Below are 18,811 nucleotides of genomic sequence, written 5' to 3'. Positions count from 1 at the left end.
CAATAGTCGTTTCCTACCGATGCCAACAAGTTTTCTCTACGTAACTATTTTTAGGAGATTCTTTCATGGCAGAGACCGTTCAGCATTCTTTAGGAGACCTTGCGGCAAGACAGCTCGCAAACACAACCAAAACCGCACCTCAATACGGTGCTATCACTCCTCGCTGGCTGGTTCGATTATTGGATTGGAAGCCTCTCGAATCAGGAACTTTAAGAGTCAATAAAGTTGCCAAAAACAGTCAAGTAGAAGTTCTCTGCGGACAAAAAGGGGAGCAACAACTTCCTGAAACTTTCGTTAACTACGAAGAAAAACCGAGAGAATATACCCTCAGTGCCATTTCTACGGTGTTAGATGTTCAAACAAGAGTCTCCGACCTATTCAGCTCTCCTCACGATCAAATCAAAGAACAACTCAGACTCACTATCGAAAGTGTAAAAGAAAAACAAGAATTGGAGCTCATCAATAACGAAGATTACGGTCTTTTAAAAAACGTTCCCAAAGAACAAAGAATTCAACCTAGAAAAAACGCTCCTACTCCAGACGATTTGGACGAACTCATCACCAAAGTTTGGAAAGAACCTTCCTTTTTTCTTGCCCATCCTCTTGCCATTGCGGCTTTCGGAAGAGAGTGTACCAGAAGAGGTGTTCCTCCTGCCACAGTATCTTTGTTCGGTGCTCAATTTCTTACTTGGAGAGGTTTGCCTCTGATTCCTACCGATAAACTTTTGGTAAACGGAGAAACGAATCCGAAATCCAATTCGGGAACTACGAATATCCTTCTACTCAGAGTGGGTGAAAAAAAACAAGGTGTCGTAGGATTATTCCAACCAGGCCTTCCTGGTGAACAAACTCCCGGACTATCCGTACGCTTTATGGGAATCAATCGATCTGCCATTCAATCTTATTTAGTTTCTCTCTATTGTTCTGCTGCGGTTCTCACTGACGATGCGATTGCCGCTTTGGAAAATGTCGATGTGGGAAATTATTATGATTACAAATGATAGTTTTTCGGGTGATTTCGGAAACATCCCTTTCCAACACAATGTAGAGGGGCTTTTCGATACAAAAGCTTTGGAGTCCATGGCGAAAGAGATCTTCGGATCTCTGCCATCATCCTCTGCCGCTCCTGCTTCTTTAGGAGTGGATGAACTTTTGTTACAGCAGGATCCGATCCTACCAACCACAAAACAAAGCATTCCACAAGAATTTCCCAATTTTCAAGACATTCCAGGGATTGCCCAAGTTCCGGGGTTCGGTTTTCTTGAAGGAATACGAAGAGACATTTCGGAATTTTCTTACGAAAAAACGGCAGACCCTTTTATATTCTCACCGTCTGTTGTGCCTTCCGTATCACTTTCTTCCGGAAATTTTGATATAGCAAGCGTTCGACGAGATTTTCCCATTTTAAGTGAGAAAGTAAACGGTAAAAATCTTGTTTGGCTGGACAATGCCGCAACCACTCACAAACCGCAAGCGGTGATTGACAGACTTTCCTATTTTTATCAGCACGAAAACTCCAACATTCATAGAGGCGCACATACTTTGGCTGCAAGAGCTACGGATGCCTATGAAGCGGCAAGAACCAAAGTAAAACAATTCTTAAATGCTCCAAGCGTGGAAGAGATTATTTTTGTCCGAGGAGCTACGGAAGCAATCAATCTCGTAGCGAACACTTGGGGAGAAAAAAACATTACCAAGGACGATGAGATCATCATCACTTGGTTGGAACATCATGCCAATATCGTTCCCTGGCAGATGTTATGTGCTAAAAAAGGCGCAAAACTAAGAGTAGTTCCTGTAGACGATTCCGGTCAGATCATCCTGAGCGAATACGAAAGACTATTAGGATCAAAAACTAAATTCGTTTCGCTCACGCAAGTTTCCAATGCATTGGGAACTGTGACTCCCGCCAAACAAATGGTAGATATGGCACATCGCTACGGAGCGAAGGTTCTTGTAGACGGTGCGCAGGCAGTTTCTCATCTACCCGTAGACGTTCAATTTTTAGATTGCGATTTTTATGTTTTCAGCGGTCACAAAGTTTTTGCACCTACGGGAATCGGAGTCGTTTTCGGTAAGGCGGAAGTTTTGGAATCCATGCCTCCTTGGCAAGGTGGAGGAAATATGATCGAGGACGTCACTTTCGAAAAAACGGTCTATCAAAAATCTCCTTTTCGTTTCGAAGCAGGAACAGGAAACATTGCCGATGCGGTAGGATTAGGTGCTGCGATCGACTATCTAAACCGCTACGGGATGGCAAACATCTCCGACTACGAACATTCTTTGTTGGAATATGCAACCAAACAATTATTAAATGTTCCTGGCCTACGTCTGATTGGTACCGCAGCCGACAAAGCGGGAGTTCTTTCCTTTGTTTTGGATGGTCATAAAACGGAAGAAATCGGAAAAGCTTTGAGCCAAGAAGGCATTGCAGTTCGATCCGGCCACCATTGTGCGCAGCCGATTTTGAGAAGATTCGGTCTAGAAGCAACGGTTCGACCTTCTTTGGCGTTTTACAATACGTGCGAGGATATCGATGCGCTGATCGAAGCGCTTTTTAAGATTACAAGCGGAAGAAGAATAGGCGGACCGGTCGCCTAACTAGGCAAAAAGGTGAAGTTTTCGGAAGAATTTTTTTTCACAACCGAAAGCTTCCTTTACGAAAGGAGGGATATCTGCTAGACGGAAAGGCGGATGGCCCACGAGCCACTCCCCTCCACCCTAACTCGGGTGGGGGTTCGAGTACCCTCCCGTCGGATTATGTCTCTTCCCTTTTATATCGTAAAATCGATTTGGTTATCCAATTCTTGAGAATTCCGAACTCTCACTTCGCTTTTTTGATAAACGATGGAATAAGGAGGTATGCTATGAGTCACCCAAGCGTTTCCTCCGATGATCGTATTTTTTCCGATCACTGTGTCTCCACCTAAGATCGTTGCACCTGAATAAATCACGACATTCTCTTCTATGGTAGGATGTCGTTTAACTTTAGCTAAATCTTTACTGACGGATAACGCTCCCAATGTTACCCCCTGATAGATTTTGACATTATCCGAAATCGTGGTAGTCCCTCCGATCACAATCCCTGTGCCATGATCCATAAAAAAGGAACCTCCGATCTTTGCACCGGGATGAATATCAATTCCCGTTTTTTCATGAGCATAACCGCTTAACATTCTTGGAAAGATAGGAACACCTAACTCGTACAAAACATGAGATACCCTATGAACTGCAATCGCATAAAATCCGGAGTATGCGAGAACAACTTCCTTAATACTTTCCGCAGCAGGATCCCCCGCATGAGCAGCGGCAGCATCTTCCCAAATCAATTCATAGATTCGAGGCAGACTTCTTTTTAGTTCATAAATTAGATCATTTGCATTTAATGATGGCTGAATGGACTTTTCTTCTCTCAAAGTCAGATACGGAGAAAGTTTTTTCTTAGCTCCTAGGAAAAAAAAAGATAAACTGTCTTCCACCTGAGCCAAATCACGGAAAGTCAATTCGGAGAAATAACCTGCAAAAAGAATACTGAATAATTCCTGTATGAAACTTTCCGCAACCTGCCTTCCCCCGTATCTATGCACATCGTCGTATTGTTTTCGATAGATGGACTCTACAAAATGACTGTATTCGTCCTTTTCCTCTTGGGTCAGACCCTGTGCAGAAGCACCTAAGGAAAGTAAGGAGCCCGTTCGATTCGAGTCCTGATTCTGAAAATGGCCATTTGATTTCGGAAGGGGTGCGCTCATAATAGTCCAATATCACGAAATAATATCCAAGATAACAAACACTAATAGAAGCTAGGTTTAATATATCACCCTATCCGCCCAGTTTATTGCACAATTTTAGGAAAATTATAGGGGAAGTCTTCCCGCTACAAGAGGATAAGCCGCCTAACTCTCTTGCGGAACAAATCCCTTGACGCTAGAAACTCTTTGAATCCATTCTAAAATGCGAGGGAAATTCTTTAGGTCATATTCCCCTTCCTCTGCTTTATGCGTATATGCAAATAAAGCAATATCTGCAATGGTAAATCGATTGCCGACAAACCAATCGTTGGTCTTCAAATGCGATTCCATGATTTGCAAAGCATGAACTCCCTTAGGATGATTTTCTGCGATCTTTTGTTTTTGCTCCTCTTTTTTACCAAGATATTTAATGATCCAACGGTTCGTTGCAATATAAGGTTCATGACTGTATTGTTCGAAGAACATCCATTCCAAAATCTTAGCCTTTTCCCAAAGATCTTTTGAAGAGTATTCGGATCCTTCAGCCAGATAAAATAGAATTGCATTAGATTCTTTTAATATTTCACCATTTTTAAGTTCGATGATGGGAACCTTCCCATTCGGATTTTTCTCTAAAAAAGCAGGGGTTTTAGTTTCTCCTTTTCTTCCGTCCGTTTCTATCCATTCGTAAGGAAGGTTTAAAAGATGGGAAAGCAACTGAATTTTATAACAGTTCCCAGAAGCTTTCATTCCGTATATTTTCATAATCATCATCCTTTCCCGGCACTCGATTTCACCGACGGGAAGCACCAAGCTTAGAACCAGTATAAACTTTCCACAAAGGCTGGGAAATATTTTATTTATTGGAGACAATACATTGAAGAAAGGCTAGACTGAATCGATTGGAAAGCTATTCTTTGATTTCCCTATGAAATCGATACGAATCTGGCAGTTGGCGATATGGACTCCCGTATTAACGATCGGTTATATTATCTGCTCGAAGATCGGCTTTCAATTGGCTTTTTTGAACAGCCAGGTTTCACCTGTTTGGCCGCCGGAAGGAATGGGTCTTACAGCCATTATGCTGATCGGAAAAACCTCGGTTCCTGGGATTTTCCTAGGTGCCTTTACGGCAAACTATCTCAACAATCCCCATATTCCCACAGCCCTTCTCATCGGGATAGGGAACACTCTCAGTTCGGTTTTAAACTTCTATCTTTTATTCCGACTTACAGGAAGAAGAGACCCTCTTTATTCGACAAAAGGTTTACTCTACTTTTTGACTCTTTGTACCGTTCCCGGTTCCGCACTAAGCACTGTTATAGGGGTATCCAGTCTTTACTTCTGGGGTTTTGTTCCTGCGGAAGCTTATTGGAACACTTTTTTCACATGGTTCTCCGGTGAACTGCAAGGGTTTATTATCGTCGCTCCATTACTTTATGTATGGCTCCATCCTTCAGAACGTTTCAAAACGAATTTATTCGCCAAAGTAGAGTTAATTTTTTGGTGCATCATTATTTACATTGCAGGGAGAATCGCATTTTCCGACGCATTGCCTTTATTATTCCTGCCGATTCCTTTTGTCATATTAACAAGTCTTAGGTTCAGTCAATACGGCGCAACGCTTGCCAGCGCAATTTTATCTTTCACCGCAGTCACTCAAACCGTCAGAGGAGAAGGTGTTTTTGCGATGAAGAATGCGGGAGATTTGTCTATCAACGATTCTCTTATTTATCTGGATGCGTTTTTATTCAGCATCAACGGAATTTCCTACTTTCTAGTCACTATCTCCAAAGAAAGAGAAAGAGCTCAGAAAGAAGCCGTTGAATCTTTAGAAGTCTTGAACCGACTGAAAGAGATTGCAAACGAAGTTCTGGAGAAAAAAGTCCAAGAAAGAACGAAAGTTATCGAACAACAAAAACAAGAAATCGATAAACAATTGGATGTCGCCAAACGAATTCAAGAATCATTATTTCCGAATAAAGTAATAGATGCGGATTCTATGGAGATCGCATTCAGAAACGTTCCGATGATGAAAGTCGGAGGGGATCTCTTCGATATACAATGGAGACCGGAAACCAAGGAATTGGGGGTTTTTATCTGCGACGTATCCGGTCATGGAATCCCCGCAGCCTTTCTGTCCGCTTTGGTGAAAATGTCCTTGGACCATTGGAGCAGAAAATTAGGTCATCTGACACAAAGTCTCGAACATATCCGCACTCAAATCACTCCCAACCTAAAAGACCATTTCGTAACGGCAAGTATGGTTCATATCGATACGAGCACAGGGAAACTTCAATTCGCAAGAGCAGGCCACTTTCCTTTGTTTATCATAAAAAAATCGGGAACACTTGTGAGCTTAAAACCTATGGGAAGAATCATAACTCCGTTCTTCTCTACCATGTCGGAGGAAGAAACTTATCCTCTACAACAAGACGATTTGATCGTATTAATCACGGACGGTTTGACGGAAGCAAGACAACCAGACTCCATACAAATGTTCGGCGAAGATAAATTATTGGAATTGATATCTTCCAATCGATCCAAAAAGTTAACAGACATCAGAGATGTGGTTTTCGATACGATCTTGGATTATTCAGGGGGCATGGAAATGATTCAAGACGATTTAACCTTGGTTCTGCTACGATACAAAGGAGAAGGAGTTCTCGCTTAGCCTTCCTTTGCCGGATCAACTTGCTACTTTCCGAAAGTTTAATAATAAAAGTGGAACTTTACATCCACTTTCACATGAGAAGGATCCAACGTTCTAGTTGCAAAAGGTGTTTCATCCGGTCTAAGACCGAAACTCATCCCTTGTCTGCTGGGTTCGGAACGTTTTTGATTATAACCGGAAATCACTATGTGGATTAGAGATGCGGTATAAACCAATCCCATCAGAGTTGCAGCAGAATTGACCTGCTTCGCTTTTTCATCCACACGATGCGCAAAATAATCATTGGAAAGGGTTCCCGCCAAATAAGGGAACACTTGCGCATTCAAATCCATCGCTCTTAAACTATTGGAATAATTCTCATGTGTTCTATAATCGGATAGGATCGATTGAAACTGTCTATGGCGCTCAAACGTATATAAAGTGGTCAAAACGAACGCCCCCATATAAGAATATCCTATATTGCTTTCTCCCATATACACATGCCCCCAACCAGGCAGAAGAGCCTGTCTCCAAAACAAAGGCCAAATCGCGATTTTTTTAGAGGACGGATCGTCCGTCTCTCCGGAAGAAGAAGTTTCTGTCGCAGTCGTTTCTGTAACGTTTGTATGTTGGGTATCTATCGAATTCGGATCGTTTGTTTGATTCTCCAGCTGAGCGACTTGTTTCGCTGAAATAGGAACTTCCGTCGGCTCGAAATTCGCATTCTCCAATACCAGTTTATAGTCTTTTGTTTGATCGACTTGATTATGATCAACGTAGATATTCGCTTTACCTTCTCTTGTCGTCTCCATCGGAACAGGGATTTTTTTCCCTTCCTGGACTACGAAAACTTTTGTGCCTTCGTAAATATTGTCGCCTTCCAAACTAACAATACTTTGATTCCCTTCCTTTTTAGGTTCGGTGGAAGCAGTGCGAACGGAAGGTTTGGCGACAGGACGCACTTCCAAGTCGTTCCAATACGACCATTTCGCCACCTTTTTGAACTTATTGATGACACCGATTCTGTATTTATATTTTCCATGGCTCAGGGTAAAACTCACATTCGCAATCTCTACTTCTTTCGTTTGAAGATTGCCGTAAGAATCTTTCAATTCGACAACATATCCGTAAGCACTGGGAATTTCTCTCCATCGGATCGTATGAGGGGCATCTGCAAAAATCGCATAATTGATGAATGCGAATAGAAAAATAAGAACCTTAATTTTTTTATTCGCCATACTGAACATCCGGAGAGAGAACTTCCACTTCTTCTTTGATCGCATCCAACTCAACCCTGAAGGTGCCGGACTTTTCGGAAGATGGAGTATCGCCGTCTAACGGAACCACTGTCCATCGGAACTCTTTAGAATCCAATACATCTAACTTGTTTAACACATATTCCGGTTTTCCTGTTTGAACGGATAAAATTTCCTTTTTACCGTCGGATAGGGAGAATTTATATTTTTTAATTCCTGGCAAAACAGCCCAACGGAATCGAATGGAACTGGAATGAGTTAGATTTACGATTTGTCCGTTGATCGGATAAATCAATTCCGCACCGATTCCCTCCACCAAACTTCCGCTTATGTTTCGTTCCGTACTTTCTCCGACGAAAAAGCGGGAAACAACAGATTTACTTTTTACTCCCCCTTCTCCTAAGGAAGTGACAGACCATTCGTATTCTCCGTTTTCCCAAGTCCCTGATTCAGGATAAGAATATTCGTTTTCATTGATATTCTTGGTAAGTATCTCTGTTTTTTTACCGTTCGATTTTTTGCTCAAACGAAATTCATATTGGAGCGCGCCCGTCCTAGACCACTGAAACAAAACGGATTTGGAAGTATCCGCAAGAACGATATTGTTTTTGGGAGAGTAAGGTTTAGGATCTTCGGGAAGATATCTAACAACAAACGATTGTTCTTTGGTAGAAAGCAAAGTTTCTCCAGACTCGTTCACGAAAAAAACTCTCCAATAATACAATCCTGCTGAAATATCTTTCCGAATGACTTTCGTATTCGCTCCGAAGCTAGGTTTTAATTGTTTGGTGAAGCCGGGATCTTCCGCAATCTGCAGTTGATAGTTCCCCAAAAAAGGAAGTTTTTCCCAAGAGAAACTCACTCCGTTCGCAGTCACTTCCGGCAAAGAATAATTCGCATCCGATTCAGGCGAAAAACTTCGGAAAGATTGGATATCTTTGATTTCGAAAGAATTTGCGGAAGAAGATTCCGACTCTATCCCTTCCTTCGATTTGCCGATCACCTTCCAATAGTAGATTCCTGGTTTTAATTTTTCTTTCAGTTCGAAGAAGTTTCCGGGAAGCGTTTTCTGAAGAAGGATAGAATCGAACTGAGATGAGTTCGAAAGAAAAAACTCGTAACTCAAAGAATAAGAATCCTTAGACCAATTGAACGGAAGTCCTTTCTTTTCCACTAGCGCCGTATAGGCGGAAGACTTATGAGCAGGATTAAAAAGTGTAGGAGGTTTTCTTTTGTCTTCTTCCGTGATTTCGAAAGAAGAAACAATAGAATTCAGGTAACTTCTGGTATTTACTTCTCCCTGTGGAACCGATGCTCCCACCCTCCAATAATACTTGCCCTTAGGAAGAGAAAGAGACAAAGAATGAGTCACAGAAGTAGTCGATTGTAAATTTGAGGAGAAATCGGAAGAACTGGATATATCCAACTTATAATTGGAAGCTAAATCGTTTTTCGTCCAGGAAAAAGAAACGTATGCATTCTCATTTGCGGACTTCAGCTTAACATTGTTACCTGGTGAAATCAGATTCACAGGAACATTACGAATCACACTGAATTTCCGAACGATGCTGACTTCCTTGCCGGACAAAACTCTCCAATAATAAATTCCTTCTTTCAAAGACAAAGAATATGGTTTGTCAGTGATTGCCTGCACTGCGACGGTCTGTTTGAATTGGCTGGAGTTGGAAACCTCCAATTTCAAATCGGAAAGGGAAGAATCTTTTTGGACTTCGAATTGAATCGGCACGGAAGCCGCCGTTGTAAAAAAGCGAGAATGATCGGAAGGAGAGACAAGCTTAAGTTCCGATTTTTTTATCTCTATCTTTTCCGATCCTGCACCTAACACTGCTTTTTCGTCAGAACCGATTTTTAAACTCTCTTTACCTGAGGACACAACTTGTGCTTCCCCTTTCTGAACCGCAATCGATAGCTCTTTGTTCTCTTCTTTGGATAATTTCACATCCCCGCTTCCGACAGTAACGGCAGTGTCTCCCGATTGAATGCTGATTTTTGAAGGAGATTGTGAGTCGGAACTGTTGGCTGATACGGAACCGTAAGCAAAATCGATGTTTGTTTTTTCATCGTCCAGATTCAATAAGATCATACTGTTTTCGCTCAGATTGATCTTCGTTCCGTCGTTTAACGTAATCTCTGCGTCTGCCGCATTTGCGGTTCGAATGGAATCCCTGTTGCGAAGAGGGAAACTTTGTTCCATATCCTCCCAAACGACTCTGCTGGAATATTTTCTTTGTACGGTTCTTTGTTTGAAAGTGATCGTGCCGATGATCTTTCCGTCACCTGCATCCAGTCTTTTATTCAAATCATAGTATAACAATCCTGAGAATACGAACAGCAGTGCGAGCTGTATTACGATCCAGAATTTTTCGTTGCGACTGTAATTCATCTTTATTTATGAGTTCTAGTGAACACTCCGTCCCAATTTTTTTCGGGAGGGGTTTGTTTGTATTCTTCGCAACGTTCGATCAGCATCAGCGCCGCTTTGTCTTTTCCGAACTTTTGGGATTTGATTTTTACCGCTTCGTTGAGTTTCGCGATTGCCTTGGAAAAATTTTTCTTCAAATAAAGTTCGAAACCTTTCTCATAAGCTTCCGCACTTTCTTTTAGAATCGGATCTATATCCGAATGGGAAGCGATCAATTCGTAAAGACGCACGGGCTCGTTTTTCCCTTTCACTCGCACAAGATCCAACTCTCTTGTAAATAATTCCTGATCGACCAAAGCCTTAGTGCTTTCGCTGATAAGAATGTTCACTCCGTAATCTTTTCCTGCTGCTTCCAATCTCGCAGCAAGATTCACAGTATCACCCATCATCGTATAGGAAGCGAGAGCATCCGTTCCCATAAAACCGACTTTAGCCGGTCCAGTATTCAAACCGATACGTGCATCCATCTCTCTGGCTTCTTGAGTATAGAGATCGTTTTTGATCCAATACTGCCGAAGGTCTTTCAGCTTTCTCACCATTTCGATAGACGCCTTTCCTGCCTTGAGCGGATGTTCGCTGACATCAACAGGAGCGTTAAAAATTCCTACGATGGCATCCCCGATGTATTTATCCAAAACTCCGTCATGTTCTTTCAAGATGATGGTCATTGCGGAGAGATATTCGTTCAATAAGGCCGCAAGATCTTGCGATTTCAACTGTTCACTGATGGTGGAAAACCCCGCCACATCGGAGAAAAAGGCAGTGATCGTTTTTTCACTTCCTCGTTTCAAAGCGGCAAGATCGATCATTGCTTCCTGCACCACGGTAGGATCGATCATCGACCCTAAAATGCTTTTTACTTTTTCCCTTTCTTCCAGACCGTGCGCCATCCCCTTGAAGGAATTGGTTAAGATCCCAACTTCATCCCTACTGGCTGGCTGAATTTCCACATGAAAGTCTCCGCTTTCGATTTGTTTTGTGGCACTCACCAAACGAATGATAGGAGAAGAAATCGTTCTTGAAAAAAAGAACACTATAATGACGGAAACGTTCAGAATGATAAGAAGTATATAGATGTTTCTTCTTTGAATGTTATAAACCTGCTCGAAAGCGTCATCTTCCTTGACCGTGGAAACGATTCCGAGTCCCGCCAGACTCATCTTTTTGAAAGAGCCTAAATGATAAAAACCATCCGTTCCTAAATATCTATTTTGTCCGTTGTCGATTTTACTTTCCAAAAGAGTTTTTACGATCGGAACATTGATGAAATTTTTAGATGCTAAAACAGAATCTCTATCGGGATGAGCCAAAAGATCTCCCGCATCATTCACAAGATAAGTAGTTGTGATTCCTGCGGATTGAAACGCTTTCATAAATTCCACAGCGTCCAGATACAAAATGACAAATTCGGAATTTTTCGGATCTCCAAAAGGAATGCTCATCCCCAAACAAGGACTCAAACAACTGGAACTTACATTGATGACGGAGGTCGCACCGCTTCCCGATCTCAGGAAATCGTTCGCATAAGCGATGTTCATCTGCTCGATCGTTTCCAATGTCAGATTGTTCTCGTTCAGATACTTTTCGTTATGAATGGTTTTGCGGACCAGTAACTTATCTCCATCCGCCTGCGCCACAGCCATATAGATGTAGTCATGATTGTTTCTAAAAAACAAATCCGTAAAAACGGAAGTTTGATCTTGTTTTAAGGATTGTTTCAATATGGTCGCCATATTGTTGATCTTATAGGCTATGGAGTAAAATTCGTTTTCCACCTTTTGCCCGATAATGTCCGCTAACTGAAGATTGTTTTCTTGGATTCTTTTTTCCGAATCATCTTTAAAATAGGCGGAAGCCAGAAAGATCATCGAGGAAAGGCCGAGTATGATGATGACAGAAATGATGGAAATCAATTTGAGCCGAATGGTCCAACGGGAAGGTTTGAAATTATGGTCGTTCATTTCTAGTTTTGAAATCCTTTTAATTGCAGATATTTCCCACGGGAATATTGTATTTAGAAGAAAGGTAACATCTTACGAGATTACGGTCAGCAGTACTTAACGCCGATTTAAAATACAACACTTCTGAAATATAACCGTCTACAAAATACTGTCCGCTGTGATTGAACCCGATCGTATAATTCAAAGGCGCGTTGAATGCCCCGACGGTAATCGGTCCACTGGAATTACTTCCTCCGTTCACTCCGTACCACAATGAACTGACAGTAGTCGCATCATACAAAGACTCTCCCATATATACCTGTCCCCCCGCAAGTCCATTCGAAGAAGAAGCGGAAGAAAAACATTTTCCGGTCGCAAAGGAAGAAGTGGAATCGTCTATGTATGCATATTGTGCGTCCGAACAACTGCTTGCTGTAGCTTGAAAAGTAGCGAGCGCCCCTAATGCCAAAGTGGCAGGAGTCTTGAACAGATAATATGCGGTCGCAACGGAAGAGCCTCCCGTAAACCCGTTCGTATTGCTTCCAAAATAACCACCGGAAGCAAATTGAATCCCTATCTTCCCGTTTACCGCTGTTAAATTATAAGAAAGAGTGCCTGTGGATGTGGAATGACCGTTGGCTCCAGGACTGGAATCTCTCCAAATTGTTCCAGCAGTGATGCTACCGGTAGCCGCAGTGTAACCGAAACGTTCCGCCTGTAGATGAAGGGATAAATTATGATTAGATGCCGCAGTATCAATGGCGCCAGTGGTTTGATGAGGATAATAACCAGCTAACATTTGTATTTGGGCATCAGAAAGAGCCGTTTCATAAAGACGCGCATCATCGATTTCTCCCGGAAAAGGTGCGGTATTGGGGGCATTGTTTCCGATCGCAAACACTCCCGGACTCGTAGGCAAAGAAGCATTCCCCGGGTTAGGATCGGTTTTGGCTTTGATCCCGTTGATAAAAACTTCCCATGTGTTGCCGGATCCTCTGATCGCAACATGACTCCAAACATTCAAAGGAAGGATAGCAGTGGAACAAGTAAGGGAGATAGAACCTCGGATGGCACAGACTGCCCCACCATCTAAATAAAGCGCATATCCGTTAAAGCTATTGTCTCCATTGATGATGACGTCCATCTCCGTTCCAGGATAAGAACTACCGACTGGTCGAATCCAAGCAGTCATGGTTACGTTAGAAAGGGACGTGGAAATTACGGAAGGATAGGAATACTTTCCCGAATTGAATAGATCAGCACCGTTGGTCACACCTAACCGATCCACTACACTTGTGACCGTTCCCGAGGAAGATAAATCGAAATCGTTTCCGCTCACATCTTGTCCGTTGCCGTTCAAATTGTATCTTGCTTTTAAATTTGCGGGAATCTGGGTAGAAAGATAACCGATTTGAACGTCAGGAAGAGAAGCTCCGAATAACTTTACCCCGTCGAGTCTTCCCGGAAAAAAATCGGAAGTACCGATTCTTTTTCCTATCTGCAAACCTCCTCCGAGCACGGTTCCCAAAGTGATCGCAGAAGGCATCGCGATATTCTTTCCATTCACATAAAAAGTAGCATTCGAGCCGTCGTATTTGACGCAGGTATGTACCCATGTATTTAAAGGAATCGTCACAGCTCTATCCAAATTAGGAGAACCGAATCCAGTCAAAGACAAAGAAAGAGTAGTTCCCGATATATTTGAATATACTAATTCACTTCCCTCGCCGGTGTTTTGGGTTCCGTAACTGATAATAGGAAATTTTTCCGATGCAAGGACAGGTTGTTTATCCAAATTCATCCAAGCACAAAGAGTTCTAGCAGATGCCCCCGCTGGAAGACCGGAATCGGAACCGGATAAATACTGAGAACTTCCATCGAAACGATACGCAGAACCGGAATCTCCGTCTACACCTCTTGTGGGAGGAGACCCACCTTGGTTGGCCAAACTTCCTCCAGCACTTCCTGCATTCGTCAAACTCCCTCCACTCATTTCATAAGAATGGAGCAGATAACCCGTATTAAATCCGTTCAAAGATAAATATCCATTGCTTGGTGATGCAGGGTAGGACATGGAAATACCGCCTGTATCCGCCACTGAATTCAATACCTTAGTCTTATAGGATCTTCCATACCAAAGAGTTCCTGCATTGATATTCAAAGTGATCGTGTTCGTTCCCCCTCCGGATATGGAGGCGATAGGAACACAACTGAGAAAATCATTCGCAGAGACCTGAAAGTTTCCGCTGCAAGTTTTGGTTCCTCCGTTGAAGGTCAAAGAACCGGCAGCGATCGCCTTATTAAAAATAACGACCACATTTACGTTCCCACCGGCATTCGTGGCTCCGTCCGCAGGTGTGACTCCTGCCACAATCGGACTGCAAGTGATTGTGACATTCGCAGATGTGGTTCCGATCATCGCAGAGGCGGAACCACTCGTATAAGTACAAGTTTGATCCACAGGAGTGCTCATAGTTAACGAATAAGTGCTGTTTTGCGGAATAACAAAAGAATACAATCCGTTCGCATTAACCGTCCTAGGACTGGAATTATTGAATGCCGTTTCTGTTAAGGTAAAGTTGGAATAATGACCTGCCACAGTTACGTGAACGCTAGGGAAATTACTGCAGTTGACCGTAACAGTGACCGCAGAGTTTTGAATGGTTCCGGTTCCGCCAACCACCGTGCAGGATTTGGAATTACCTGCCGCAGCAAAACTGATTCCTGTAATTACGACGCCGTATGTGGAACCGCTGGAAACGGCAGTGGGAAAGGAAACGATTCCCTGTGCAGATGTGCTATCCACAGCAGTTAACGTCTGTGATCCGGTCGCAAAACTGATGGTACCGGTATCTGTCGCACTGATTCCGGTGAATTGAAGGTTCACCAAATATTCATTATTCACACATTGGATATTGATCGCATTGGTCGCGGCGACATTTCCCGCATCGATCGTATAAGACGAAGAAGTTGCAGTGCCTGTCCCAGTAAAAGTGCAAGTCTGCCAATAAGTAGGCCCTTGCGGTTGAGAAGAAATCGTCAAAGTAAGACTTGTTCCGTGTGCGAGACTGAAGGCATAGGTGCTGCTTCCTGCCGTGATGGTTTGATTTTGTCCGCCTCCACCATTCGCAGTGATCACCAAACCTGTTCCCAAAAGGCCGGAGATACTTCCCCCGACACTAACGTTATTTGCGGCACAGTCGACCTGAACGATTACATCTCCTCCTCCTACTGTTCCTGTCGCTCCCACCACATTACAGTTGTGATAGGAAGGAGAACTGTTGATGCTTATATTATAGGAAGATCCGCTGAATAAAGTGGAGAGGGTTGCTGCAGTTGCGGAAGTGGTTATGGAAGTGATGTCTACCGCAGATCCTCCTCCTACGGATTCCTGAACCACCAAAGTTCCCGTAGGCGCAGGAGTCGTTACAAGATTGGTAACGTACGCTTTGACCGCGTATTGATTGGTCACACAAGTATATGCGATTGTGTATTTACGGGGGAAAGGAGGTGCCGCAGTTCCAGTATTTGATCCTGCACTGTCAAGAGTGCAAGTTTGCCATACATTCGAAGGCTGCGTTTGCATTGTGACGTTATAGGTTCCTTCGGTCATAGTTTGTGAAAAAGCGGCAGTGACATTTCCGCTCCCACTGACTGTCAAAGAATCTCCGCCGTTGTTAAGTAAGGTGAAACCGCTTCCGGCAAGACCTGTAACAGAAATTTCGATAAGAGCTGCATCCGAACAAGAGGCGACAACAGACATAATATCAGCATCTCCGAAAGTACTCTCATTCCCTCCAAGGAGACAAGACTGCCCTCCTACGCTTCCTCTGGGCTGCTGATAGACTCGAACTACAAATTGATCCCCTTTTTTAAATTCCTTTGTGAACCTAAATGTTCCGTTTGCATTGATAGTGACGATCTCTCCGGAGGTTTCCAATTGCAATCCGGACATAGAGGCGGACATCCCGGAAACAGTCCCTCCCAAATAGTAGGATTTAGAATTGGAAAATCCGAAGATCGAAGCGATGAAATCAAGGTCATTGGAAAGTTGGGCAGAAAAACCGCCTACACAGCCTGCATGCAAAAGGGAAATGACAAGAATCTGAATGGCACGCAACTTCATTGTTTCGCTCCAAACCCATTCTCTTTTTCGGGAATCGTTCGGTGCAACCACTATTCGGGAATTACCGGATTCAGAAAACTGCCTAAGAACTTGGCCTAATTCGTTCTTGTTTCCCACCCCTGTTTACAAAAAAATGGAAAAATCAGTAAAATCATTCCTTAGGAAGTGTGCCCCTCCATGGCAAATATCTATTACGACGACAGTTGCGACCTAAATATATTAAAAGGCAAAACCATCGCAGTCATTGGCTACGGAAGCCAGGGACATGCTCAAGCCCAAAACATGAAAGATACCGGCTTAAAAGTAATCATTGGTCTCAGAGACGGTTCCAAGTCGGTTGCAGAAGCGAAAGAAGCCGGTTTTGAAGTTTATTCCGTTGCAGAAGCGGCAAAAAAAGCGGATATCATCCAAATCCTTGCACCTGACACGATTCAGGCGGATATGTATAAAAACGAGATCGAACCTCATCTTGCGGAAGGAAAAGCTCTCGTATTCTCTCACGGATTCAACATTCATTACGATCTCATCACTCCTCCTAAAAACGTAGACGTTTATATGGTAGCACCTAAAGGTCCAGGACACTTAGTTCGCCGCGTATTTACAGAAGGTGGCGGGGTTCCTTGCCTCATCGCTATCTACCAAGATGCGACAGGTTCCGCTAAAAAACGCGCACTCGCTCATGCAGCAGGAGTAGGCGGAGGAAGAGCAGGAATTTTAGAAACATCTTTCCGTGAAGAAACGGAAACGGATCTATTTGGCGAACAAGTTGTACTGTGCGGTGGTATTTCCAACCTGATCATGAACGGTTTCGAAACTTTGACAGAAGCAGGATACGATCCTGAAATCGCTTATTTCGAATGCCTTCATGAAGCAAAACTCATCACCGACTTAATTTATGAAGGTGGTTTGGCACGTATGCGCTTCTCCATCTCTGACACTGCTGAATACGGAGACTACGTAAGCGGTCCTCGCATTATCGATGCAGGCGTAAAAGCCCGCATGAAAGAAGTGTTAAACGACATCCAAAAAGACAAAGGCGGAGCTTTTGCAAAACGTTGGATGGCAGATACGAAAGCAGGTTATCCTGAATACAAAAACTTAAGAGATAAGAATGCCGCTCACCCGATCGAAGACGTAGGTAAAAGACTACGTTCTATGATGAAGTGGTTGGCTAAATAATTTAGATTTTTTAACAAAAGGACAGAACATGAAAGTAACTCAAAAAGTCGTTATCGCAGCTCCTGCAAGAACTCCTTTTGCCCAAATCGGCAAGGCTCTTGCTCAATACCCTGGACACCATCTAGGAAAACTAGTAGGCGAAGAAGTGATGAAAAGAAGCGGCCTTAAGCCTTCCGACATCGACGGAGTGATCGTAGGAGAAGGTTTTTCTAATGCACCTAACTCTGCAAGAGTGATCGCAAACCTTCTCGGCCTTCCTATGGAAATTCCTTGCCTTACTGTTGCAAACAACTGCGTTTCCGGTTTGGAAGCGGTTGCAGAAGCTACAAGAAGAATAGCATTAGGCGAAGGAAAAGTTTTCCTAGTCATCGGGGAAGAATCCCAAACTTCTATGCCTTTCGTAGTTAGAAATGCTCGTTTGAACAAAAAGACAAACAGCATAGACTCTCTAGTAAAACTTCTTCCGAACGACCTTCCGGAAGGTGTAGAACTTCGTGATACACTTGAAGACGGATTAGGCGATGGAGAAACCAGTTTCGGTATGCAGGTAACTGCTGAGATCCTCGCTCAAAACTATGCACTTTCTCGTGAAACACAAGATAAAGTGGCTTACGAATCTTTCAAAAGAGCTTTCGAAGCAACGCAAGAAGGTCGCTACAAACCGTACATTATGGAAGTAAAAGACGACGAAGGAAATCCTTTGCAAGCGGACGAAGCTGTACTACTCAGAGAAGGTCTTGTAAAAAACCCTACTCGTATGGGTCGTGCGATGCTCCTCTTTGATAACCCTCAAATGAAATTTGACCAATTCAAAGAGAAATACGGCACTTACTTGAAAAAGTCTCACGGACCAACTCTTTCCATCTTCAATGCAAGCCCTCGTTCCGATGGAGCAGCAGGTCTGATCGTAGCTTCCGAAGAAGCTGCCAACAAACTAGGATTGAAAGCGAAAGCCTATGTAACCGGTTTTAAAATGCGCGGAGTGGATCCAAACCTTATGGGTCTTGGACAAGCGGAAGCGACTACATCTCTATTGGAAGAGATGGGTGAAAAAATCGAAAACATCGACATCATCGAAATCCACGAAGCTTTTGCTGCTACTGCAGTTGCGGCTCTCGAAGAAATCAAAACCAGAACAGGTTTGGATTGGGAGAAAAAATTCGATGAGAAAAAAATCAACCCGAACGGTGGATCCATTGCAATCGGTCACCCATTCGGAGCGACAGGTGTAAGACTTCTTCACAACGCGATCATGGACTTCGAAGAAAACAAAGACGCAAAGAAAGTTCTAGTGACTGCTTGCGCTCATGGTGGAATCGCAGGAACAATGATCGTAGAAAGAGCATAAACGACTCTTTCACAAACCGATCGATCCGAACTCAAACGAATCGATGCAAAACAAAAAGCCCGGGAAATCTCTCGGGCTTTTTTATAACCTATTTAAGTTTTATTTATAGCCCGCACCCAATCCTAACTCTAAAGA

General features: G+C 43.2%; 11 protein-coding genes and 1 pseudogene. 5 read left to right on the top strand and 7 right to left on the bottom strand.

Annotation, left to right across the window (positions count from 1 at the left end; genetic code table 11):
- Window positions 1-65 precede the first annotated feature (65 nt).
- Window positions 66-1,001: a family 2A encapsulin nanocompartment shell protein gene (locus tag EHS15_RS11540; RefSeq protein ID WP_135760718.1), complete on the top strand. Its 936-nt coding sequence runs from the start codon at window positions 66-68 to the stop codon at window positions 999-1,001.
- Window positions 988-2,601, top strand: coding sequence for a family 2A encapsulin nanocompartment cargo protein cysteine desulfurase (locus EHS15_RS11535; protein WP_135760717.1), 1,614 nt, complete (start codon window positions 988-990; stop codon window positions 2,599-2,601). The genes EHS15_RS11540 and EHS15_RS11535 overlap by 14 nt, the downstream gene beginning before the upstream one ends.
- Before the next feature lie 173 nt (window positions 2,602-2,774).
- On the opposite strand, the gene epsC is transcribed toward EHS15_RS11535, so the two are convergent.
- Both epsC and EHS15_RS11525 read right to left on the bottom strand, forming a co-directional pair.
- A complete protein-coding gene (gene epsC / locus EHS15_RS11530; RefSeq protein ID WP_135760716.1) occupies window positions 2,775-3,752 on the bottom strand; it encodes a serine O-acetyltransferase EpsC in 978 nt (325 codons plus the stop codon).
- 144 nt (window positions 3,753-3,896) lie between these two features.
- Entirely contained in the window at window positions 3,897-4,496 is a 600-nt protein-coding gene (locus EHS15_RS11525) for a glutathione S-transferase family protein (RefSeq protein WP_135760715.1), read from the bottom strand.
- A gap of 163 nt (window positions 4,497-4,659) precedes the next feature.
- Between EHS15_RS11525 and EHS15_RS11520 the strand changes: the two genes are divergently transcribed.
- Window positions 4,660-6,405, top strand: coding sequence for a PP2C family protein-serine/threonine phosphatase (locus EHS15_RS11520; RefSeq protein WP_135760714.1), 1,746 nt, complete (start codon window positions 4,660-4,662; stop codon window positions 6,403-6,405).
- A 38-nt stretch (window positions 6,406-6,443) separates the two neighbouring features.
- Here the strand turns inward: EHS15_RS11520 and EHS15_RS11515 are convergent, their stop codons facing one another.
- The 5 genes and pseudogenes from EHS15_RS11515 to EHS15_RS11500 all read right to left on the bottom strand — a co-directional run bounded on the left by EHS15_RS11515 (window position 6,444) and on the right by EHS15_RS11500 (window position 16,149).
- Window positions 6,444-7,622 (bottom strand): hypothetical protein, encoded by a 1,179-nt coding sequence (locus EHS15_RS11515; RefSeq protein WP_135760713.1) that lies wholly within the window; start codon window positions 7,620-7,622, stop codon window positions 6,444-6,446.
- Window positions 7,612-10,044, bottom strand: coding sequence for a FecR domain-containing protein (locus tag EHS15_RS11510; RefSeq protein WP_135760712.1), 2,433 nt, complete (start codon window positions 10,042-10,044; stop codon window positions 7,612-7,614). Before EHS15_RS11510 ends, EHS15_RS11515 begins: the two co-directional genes overlap by 11 nt.
- A gap of 2 nt (window positions 10,045-10,046) precedes the next feature.
- On the bottom strand, window positions 10,047-10,892 hold the full coding sequence (locus EHS15_RS19400) for an adenylate/guanylate cyclase domain-containing protein (protein ID WP_425460642.1): 846 nt from the start codon (window positions 10,890-10,892) through the stop codon (window positions 10,047-10,049).
- A 72-nt stretch (window positions 10,893-10,964) separates the two neighbouring features.
- Window positions 10,965-11,243: pseudogene (locus EHS15_RS19520) on the bottom strand (HAMP domain-containing protein); the annotation flags it as partial.
- An 820-nt stretch (window positions 11,244-12,063) separates the two neighbouring features.
- Window positions 12,064-16,149: a LamG-like jellyroll fold domain-containing protein gene (locus EHS15_RS11500; protein ID WP_135760710.1), complete on the bottom strand. Its 4,086-nt coding sequence runs from the start codon at window positions 16,147-16,149 to the stop codon at window positions 12,064-12,066.
- A 177-nt stretch (window positions 16,150-16,326) separates the two neighbouring features.
- Here EHS15_RS11500 and ilvC point away from each other — a divergent pair, with 177 nt between their 5' ends.
- The gene (gene ilvC / locus EHS15_RS11495; RefSeq protein ID WP_135760709.1) at window positions 16,327-17,328 is read left to right on the top strand and encodes a ketol-acid reductoisomerase; all 1,002 of its coding nucleotides are present in this window, start codon (window positions 16,327-16,329) and stop codon (window positions 17,326-17,328) included.
- Window positions 17,329-17,356: 28 nt separating this feature from the next.
- The gene (locus EHS15_RS11490) at window positions 17,357-18,676 is read left to right on the top strand and encodes a thiolase family protein (RefSeq protein ID WP_135760708.1); all 1,320 of its coding nucleotides are present in this window, start codon (window positions 17,357-17,359) and stop codon (window positions 18,674-18,676) included.
- Window positions 18,677-18,811 lie beyond the last annotated feature (135 nt).

It is taken from the genome of Leptospira idonii (assembly GCF_004770995.1).
In the GTDB taxonomy this organism is placed as follows: domain Bacteria; phylum Spirochaetota; class Leptospiria; order Leptospirales; family Leptospiraceae; genus Leptospira_A; species Leptospira_A idonii.
Note: the sequence above shows the minus strand (reverse complement) of the source record. Positions and strands in the feature narration are given on the sequence as shown.

Coding starts and splice junctions, on each gene's coding strand:
- EHS15_RS11540 (WP_135760718.1), top strand. CDS start 66: ATGGCAGAGACCGTTCAGCATTCTTTAGGAGACCTTGCGGCAAGACAG.
- EHS15_RS11535 (WP_135760717.1), top strand. CDS start 988: ATGATTACAAATGATAGTTTTTCGGGTGATTTCGGAAACATCCCTTTC.
- epsC (WP_135760716.1), bottom strand. CDS start 3,752: ATGAGCGCACCCCTTCCGAAATCAAATGGCCATTTTCAGAATCAGGAC.
- EHS15_RS11525 (WP_135760715.1), bottom strand. CDS start 4,496: ATGAAAATATACGGAATGAAAGCTTCTGGGAACTGTTATAAAATTCAG.
- EHS15_RS11520 (WP_135760714.1), top strand. CDS start 4,660: ATGAAATCGATACGAATCTGGCAGTTGGCGATATGGACTCCCGTATTA.
- EHS15_RS11515 (WP_135760713.1), bottom strand. CDS start 7,622: ATGGCGAATAAAAAAATTAAGGTTCTTATTTTTCTATTCGCATTCATC.
- EHS15_RS11510 (WP_135760712.1), bottom strand. CDS start 10,044: ATGAATTACAGTCGCAACGAAAAATTCTGGATCGTAATACAGCTCGCA.
- EHS15_RS19400 (WP_425460642.1), bottom strand. CDS start 10,892: ATGATCGATCTTGCCGCTTTGAAACGAGGAAGTGAAAAAACGATCACT.
- EHS15_RS11500 (WP_135760710.1), bottom strand. CDS start 16,149: ATGAAGTTGCGTGCCATTCAGATTCTTGTCATTTCCCTTTTGCATGCA.
- ilvC (WP_135760709.1), top strand. CDS start 16,327: ATGGCAAATATCTATTACGACGACAGTTGCGACCTAAATATATTAAAA.
- EHS15_RS11490 (WP_135760708.1), top strand. CDS start 17,357: ATGAAAGTAACTCAAAAAGTCGTTATCGCAGCTCCTGCAAGAACTCCT.